We start from the raw sequence: 6,785 nt of genomic DNA on the forward strand, positions 1-6,785 counted from the left end.
CGCGGCGCAGCCCGGCGGCACGCGCCTCGGCCTGTCCGGCGACGGGGCAAAGGCGCTCGCGCCTGGCGAAACGCTGACGCTGCCGACCGCCTTCGTCATGGCGCATGAGGGCGACCATTTTCGCCCGCTCGACGCCTATCGCCGGATCATGGGCGAGCGCGGCCTCGCAGCGCCACGCATTCCTGAATCGAGTTATGGCCCGATCTGGTGCGCGTGGGGCTATGAACGCAAATTCACGCCCGAGCAGGTCTACGGCACGTTGCCCAAGGCGAAGGACCTCGGTTTCGAATGGGCGGTCATCGACGACGGCTGGCAAATCGCCGAGGGCAATTGGGATGTCGACCGCACGCGCTTTCCGCGCGGCGACGCCGACATGAAAGCCTTTGCCGACCGCATCAAGGCCGACGGCATGCGCCCGCGCCTCTGGCTCGCGCCGCTGGCGGTCGATCCCGGCACGCCGCTGCTGCGCGATCATCCCGACATGCTCATTCTCGACGCGCACGGCGCGGCCCAGAATGTGAGCTGGTGGAGCGCCTTCACCCTGTGCCCCGCCTACCAGCCCACGATCGATTATTTTCGCGGGATCGTCCGCAAGATCGTCGGCGAATGGGGCTTCGACGGACTCAAGCTCGACGGCCAGCACCTCAATGGCGTCGCGCCCTGCCATAATCCGGCACATAACCATGCGCGTCCCGAGGAATCCTTTGAAAAGCTGCAGGATTTCTGGAAGGCGATGTACGACGAGGTCATGGCGATCAACCCCGAGGCGATCGTCGAGATATGCCCGTGCGGCGACAGTTTTGCCTTCCACAACATCCCGGCGATGAACAACACGCCCGCCGCCGATCCGACCTCTTCGTGGCAGGTCCGCCTGAAGGGCAAGACCTTCAAGGCGCTGATGGGGCCCTCGGCGCCCTATTCGGGCGATCATGTCGAGATGACCGACACCCGCGACGACTTCGCCTCGACCTATGGCATCGGCGCCATCCCCTCGACCAAATTCACCTGGCCCGAGGACACGCCGAACCCCACCGACCCGCTGCCGCCGGGCGGTTTCAAACTGACGGCAGCGAAGGAGGTGCTCTGGCGCAAGTGGATCGACCTCTATCGTGCCAATATGCTTGCCAAGGGCAAATATCTGGGCGGCCTCTATGACATCGGCTTCGACAAGCCCGAGGGCCACGCGATCGAAAAGGACGGCGCGCTCCATTACGCCTTCTTTGCCGACCAGTGGGAGGGATCCGTGCCGCTCCGCGGGCTGGGCGAGGGACGCTACACGCTGACCGACAGCTTCACCGACGCGCCGCTGGGTACCGCGACGCGCGCGCAGAATATGATCCCGGCGAAATTCGAGCGCTTCCTGCTCGTGCGCGCGACGCCGGTGCAGGGCGACAAGGCGTGAGCGGCGCGGCGATCACGGCGAGCTCGCGCCACGGCAAGGCATGGCTCGCGAATGCGCTCGTCACCGTCGTGCTCTGGGGCATCTGGGGTGCCTTTTCGGGCCTGTCGGTACAGCACGGCTTTCCCGAGACTTTGGTCTATTGCGTCTGGGCGCTGACGATGATTCCGCCGGCGCTGGTGGTGCTGGCGCAGGCCCGCTGGACACTCGACCGTTCGCCGCGCGCAATCGCCTACGGCCTTGCGATCGGGCTGCTCGGCGCGGGCGGACAGATGGTGCTCTTCTATGCCGTCGCGCGCGGTCCGGCCTATCTTATCTTCCCGATCATCTCGCTATCGCCCGTCATCACGATCGGGCTTTCCTTCCTGATCATGCGCGAACGGACGGGAAAGCTCGGCGCGCTGGGAATCATGCTCGCGCTGCTCGCGCTGCCCACCTTCGATTTCGCGCCGACGGGCGGAGGCGCGGCCTCGGCCGCATGGCTGCTGCCGGCGCTGGCAGTGATGCTGTGCTGGGGCGTGCAGGCCTATTTCATGAAGGCGGCCAATGCGGTGATGTCGGCGGAAAGCATCTTTGTGTACATGATGATCGCGGGGCTCGCACTGATCCCGATCGCTTGGGCGATGACCGACTTTTCCAAGCCGGTGAACTGGGGGCTCGACGGCCCCGGACTTGCCGCAGCGATCCAGGTTCTGAACGCGATCGGCGCGCTGACGCTGGTTTTCGCCTTTCGCTACGGCAAAGCCATCATCGTTGCCCCGCTCGCCAATGCGGGCGCGCCACTCGCCACCGCTCTGCTGTCTCTGGCCGTGCTCGGCGTGGTGCCCGGACCGCTCAAAAGCATCGGGATCGGCCTCGCGCTGATCGCCTCGCTTCTGCTCGCCATCGCGCCCGATGCGAAGGACGAGCATCGCGACGATATAAATTAGTTTCGTTTAGTTTCGCTTTATTGCGTTCCTCGTTATCGCCCCCTATAACCGAAATCGAAAGGAGCTTTCCGTGAGAGCGATTCGAGACATCGTGCTGCGACACAAGGCTGGCGAACGGATCGGTGTGACGTCGGTCTGCTGTGCGCACCCGCTGGCGATCGAGGCGACGCTGCGCCACGCGCTGCAAACCGCACAGCCGGTCGCGCTGGTCGAGGCGACCTGCAATCAGGTCAATCAGGATGGCGGCTATACCGGCATGCGCCCCGCCGATTACCGCGACTTCGTGCAGTCGATCGCGGACAAGGTCGGTTTCCCGCACGAGCGGCTGGTGCTGGGCGGCGATCATCTCGGGCCCAATCCGTGGACGGCCCTGCCCGCCGCCGAAGCGATGGATCGGGCCGAGATCATGGTGATCCAGTATGTGCGCGCGGGCTTCCGCAAGATCCACCTCGATTGCTCGATGAGCTGCGCGGACGACGCGGTGCCGCTCCCCGAACGGATCATCGCCGAGCGCGCCGCGCGCCTGTGCCGCGCTGCGGAGGACGCGTTCGACGGCGATGCGGCCGACGCCCCGGTCTATGTCATCGGCACCGAAGTGCCCGTGCCCGGCGGCGCCGCGGAGGATCTCGACGAACTGGCGCTCACCACGCCCGAAGCGGCGATCGCCACGGTCGACATGCACCGCGATCTGTTCCGCAGATCGGGCCTTGCCGATGCCTGGGATCGCGTGATCGCCACCGTCGTGCAGCCCGGCGTCGAATTCGATCACGACAAGGTGGTCGATTACCGGCCGGAAAAGGCGGTCGCCCTCAGCCGCTCGATCGAGCCGGTCGCGAACCTGGTGTTCGAGGCGCACTCGACCGACTACCAGACCGCCGACGCGCTTGCCGCGCTGGTTCGCGATCATTTCGCGATCCTGAAAGTGGGACCCGGCGTCACCTTCGCCCTGCGCGAGGCGCTATGGGCGCTCGACGCCATCGAGGCCGAGCTGGTCGCCCCCGCAAACCGCGCCCGCCTGCGCGATGTTGCGCTCGAGCGCATGCGCGCCGAACCGGGCAATTGGCAAAAATATTATCATGCGGAAGGCGCGGCGCTGAACCTGCAGCTACAATACAGCCTCTCCGACCGCATCCGCTATTATTGGCCCGACCCGCTGATCGTCGCGGCGCAGGAACGCCTGTTCGCCAACCTCCGCGAGACAGCGCCGACGCTGCCGCTGGTCAGCCAATATCTGCCCCTCGCCTACGCCGCGATGCGCGCCGGACGCGCGTCGCTCGACCCTGCCGACCTTGTCATGGCGCATATCAGCGCCGCCCTCGACGCTTATCATGGAGCTTGCCACCCCGATGCCTGACGCCTTGCTGGTTCCCGAAACCCCGGACAACGACGCCCAGCCCTTTACCCGCCGGGAGATCGCGCAACAGCCCGTGACCCTGCGCGAAACGCAGGCGCTGCTCAGCGCGAACAAGGCCGCGATCGAGGCCTTCGTCGGGCCGCTGCTCGCCCGGCCCGACCTGCGTGTCATTCTGACCGGGGCCGGCACGTCGGCCTTTATCGGCGAATGCCTTGCGCCGTGGCTGTCGCGCGAGCTCGGCCGGACGGTCGAGGCGATCGCGACCACCGATATCGTCAGCGGGCCGACCCTCCATCTTCGCCGCGAAGCGCCGACTTTGCTCGTCTCGTTCGGCCGGTCGGGGAGCAGCCCCGAAAGCATTGCCGCCGCCGATCTGGTGGACGCGCATGTCGATGAGGCCTTCCATCTGGTGATCACCTGCAACGCCGAGGGCGCACTGGGCCAGCGCAGCGGCGAAAACATCCACGTCGTCGTCCTGCCCGAAGCCACGCACGACCGCGGCTTCGCGATGACCTCCAGCTTCAGTGCGATGATGCTTGCCGCGCTATCGATCCTCGGCGGCATCGACCGGCTCGTCCCCCGCATCGAGGCGATCGCCGCAGCAGTGCAGGGTGTCATCTCGAGCGTCGAGCCTCTGATCGCGGATCTCGCCGGCCGCGGCTTCAAGCGTGTTGTCTATCTTGGGAGCGGTCCGTTCAAGGGGCTGGCGCGCGAAGCGGCGCTCAAGCTCATGGAGCTCAGCGACGGCGCGCTGGTGACGGCGTTCGACACCGCGCTCGGTTTCCGCCATGGTCCCAAAACCATCATCAATGCCGAGACGCTTGCCGTGGTTTTTGTCTCCAACGATCCGCTGACGCGCCTCTACGACCTGGACATCGCCCAGGAACTGCGCAGCGACGGCCGCAGCGGCGCGGTCGTGGTGATCTCCGCCCAGCCCCGCGACAATGCGCAGGTCGTGATCGCGGACATGGCGGGCGCGGTCGACGCCGATCTGCTGTTTCCCTTCATCGTTCCGGCGCAGCTGTTCGGACTGCACGTTTCGCTTGCGCTCGGGCTCGCGCCCGACCGCCCCAACGCGAGCGGCACCGTCAACCGCGTCGTACAGGGCGTGCGGATCCACGCGCCGGGCGCATGACGGACGGCATCTTCCTCGGCGTCGACGGCGGCGGCACCAAGACCGAGTTCATCTGCATCGACGGGTCGGGCAAGGTGATCGCGCGCGCCGTTACAGGCACGACCTATCATCTGCAGGTGGGAATCGACGAGGCGGTGAATCGGCTCGGGCAGGGAATCCGCGCCGTGTGCGCGGAGCTGGGCATTACGCCCGCTGCGCTCGACCATAGTTTCTTCGGTCTGCCTGCCTATGGCGAGGACAGCGTCGTCGATCCGCAACTGGACGCCGCCTGCGCCCGCCTTCTCGGACATGATCGCTATCTGTGCGGCAATGACATGATCTGCGGATGGGCCGGCTCGCTGGGCTGCGAGGACGGGATCAATATCGTCGCGGGGACCGGTTCGATCGGTTATGGCGAACGCGAGGGACAGTCCGCGCGCGCGGGCGGATGGGGAGAGGTATTCGGCGACGAAGGATCGGCCTATTGGATCGCCGTGCAGGGGTTGGCGCTCTTCGCGAGGATGAGCGACGGCCGCGCACCCAGGGGCATCCTGCACGAGCGGATCGTCAAGGCGCTTTCCCTGCGCGACGATCTGGAGCTGTGCGAACGCATCATGGGAACCGGCGGAATGGGCCGCGGTGAAATCGCCGGGCTTGCCAGCATCGTTTCGGGGGCGGCATCGGAAGGCGATTCGGGAGCCGCCGCGATCCTCCGTTCCGCCGCTGAAGAACTGGCGGCGATCGCCGGTGCGCTGAGAAAGCGTCTGGGTTTTCCCGACGGCGCGCCGGTGTCTATTTCATGGTCTGGCGGCGTGCTGAGCCAGGAGCCGCTGGTCCGTGGCCCGTTCGTCGGAATGCTCGAAGAAATGGGGTTCGACTTCGTCGAACCGCGTTTCGCCCCGGGCCATGGCGCCGCGCTCTACGCCAGAAAGCGGGCGCATCGATTGCCGCAGCAAGACAGCGAACTTCGGCGAGCGAACCAAAGCCACCCATAGCGGCCGGCTGAACACGCGCGCCGGAAGAACGACCGCTCCCGAGGTATGACCGATCCGACGATCGAGCCACCGGTTACACACTTGCCGTCACCCGACAGCCTGGCCTTCCCGAAAAGGTCGCCCCTCTTCGCGGGGGCGACCGCCGGGGTCTACAGCGCGCCTTCGAGCCAGCCCTTGAGCGCGCTCTTCGGCGCGGCGCCGACCTTGGTATCGGCAATCTCGCCATTCTTGAACAGGATCATCGTCGGGATACCGCGCACGCCATACTTCGCCGGCGCATCGGGATGATCGTCGATGTTCAGCTTCGCGATCACGACCTTTTCACCGAGTTCGTCGGCGATCTCCTCGAGCGACGGGCCGATCATCTTGCACGGACCGCACCATTCGGCCCAGAAATCGACGAGCACGGGGGTGTCGCTGTCGAGGACGTCGGCCTGAAAGCTCGCGTCGGTGATTGCCTTGGTACCCATAGCATGAACTCCTGAAATTCCGTTGTCCCCAAACTAAGGCGTCACCGCGCCCGGCTCAAGGGTGGAACCCGGCAAATTCGCCTTCGTTGCGAGCAAGCCCGGCTTGTGCGCATCGAGCAGGTCATCGCCCGGCGCGATCAGCCGCGGCCCGGCGGTATAAAGCAAGGCTGCCCCGATTCGCCGGCCGGGAAAAATCACCCCCAGCGCATCGCGATAGGCCGCCATCTGGCGCAGATAGGCGGGCGCGATGCCATCAGCTCTGTTTGGCACATGCTGCCCGGTCTTGAAATCGACCACGGTCACCGCGTCGTCGGTGACCAGCAACCGGTCGACGATCCCCGCGACGACCACACCGTCGACGACCGCCGACAGCGGCACTTCGGCAAGGCTCCCCGGACCGAACAGCGCCGCATGCGCCGGGTCTTCGAGCACCGCCAGCACCTCGTCGACCATCGCCGCGCGCACACCCTCGTCAACCGCCGCCGCCTGCACCGCCAGCCAGTGCAGCGCTGCCGCGCGGCGAC

The 6,785-nt window shown here is 66.3% G+C and carries 7 protein-coding genes; 5 read left to right on the top strand and 2 right to left on the bottom strand.

What is annotated here, in order from left to right; all coding sequences use genetic code 11:
• The 5 genes from VN047_RS20150 to VN047_RS20170 all read left to right on the top strand — a co-directional run.
• Positions 1-1,402 (top strand): glycoside hydrolase family 36 protein (locus VN047_RS20150; protein WP_325545858.1); only part of this gene is annotated, 1,402 nt, incomplete at its 5' end.
• A complete protein-coding gene (locus VN047_RS20155; protein WP_325545860.1) occupies positions 1,399-2,328 on the top strand; it encodes a DMT family transporter in 930 nt (309 codons plus the stop codon). The genes VN047_RS20150 and VN047_RS20155, both read left to right, overlap by 4 nt.
• Before the next feature lie 70 nt (positions 2,329-2,398).
• Positions 2,399-3,682 (top strand): D-tagatose-bisphosphate aldolase, class II, non-catalytic subunit, encoded by a 1,284-nt coding sequence (locus tag VN047_RS20160; protein WP_325545862.1) that lies wholly within the window; start codon positions 2,399-2,401, stop codon positions 3,680-3,682.
• Positions 3,675-4,817: an SIS domain-containing protein gene (locus tag VN047_RS20165; protein WP_325545864.1), complete on the top strand. Its 1,143-nt coding sequence runs from the start codon at positions 3,675-3,677 to the stop codon at positions 4,815-4,817. The genes VN047_RS20160 and VN047_RS20165 overlap by 8 nt, the downstream gene beginning before the upstream one ends.
• Positions 4,814-5,791: an N-acetylglucosamine kinase gene (locus VN047_RS20170; protein WP_325545866.1), complete on the top strand. Its 978-nt coding sequence runs from the start codon at positions 4,814-4,816 to the stop codon at positions 5,789-5,791. Before VN047_RS20165 ends, VN047_RS20170 begins: the two co-directional genes overlap by 4 nt.
• Positions 5,792-5,940: 149 nt before the next feature.
• Here VN047_RS20170 and trxA read toward each other — a convergent pair whose 3' ends face one another.
• Both trxA and VN047_RS20180 read right to left on the bottom strand, forming a co-directional pair.
• Positions 5,941-6,261: a thioredoxin TrxA gene (trxA, locus tag VN047_RS20175; RefSeq protein WP_325545868.1), complete on the bottom strand. Its 321-nt coding sequence runs from the start codon at positions 6,259-6,261 to the stop codon at positions 5,941-5,943.
• A 33-nt stretch (positions 6,262-6,294) separates the two neighbouring features.
• Positions 6,295-6,785, bottom strand: a 491-nt coding sequence (locus VN047_RS20180; RefSeq protein ID WP_325545869.1) for a PD-(D/E)XK nuclease family protein, incomplete at its 5' end; no start/stop codon positions are given.

It is taken from the genome of Sphingopyxis sp. (assembly GCF_035565275.1).
Taxonomy (GTDB): Bacteria; Pseudomonadota; Alphaproteobacteria; order Sphingomonadales; family Sphingomonadaceae; genus Sphingopyxis.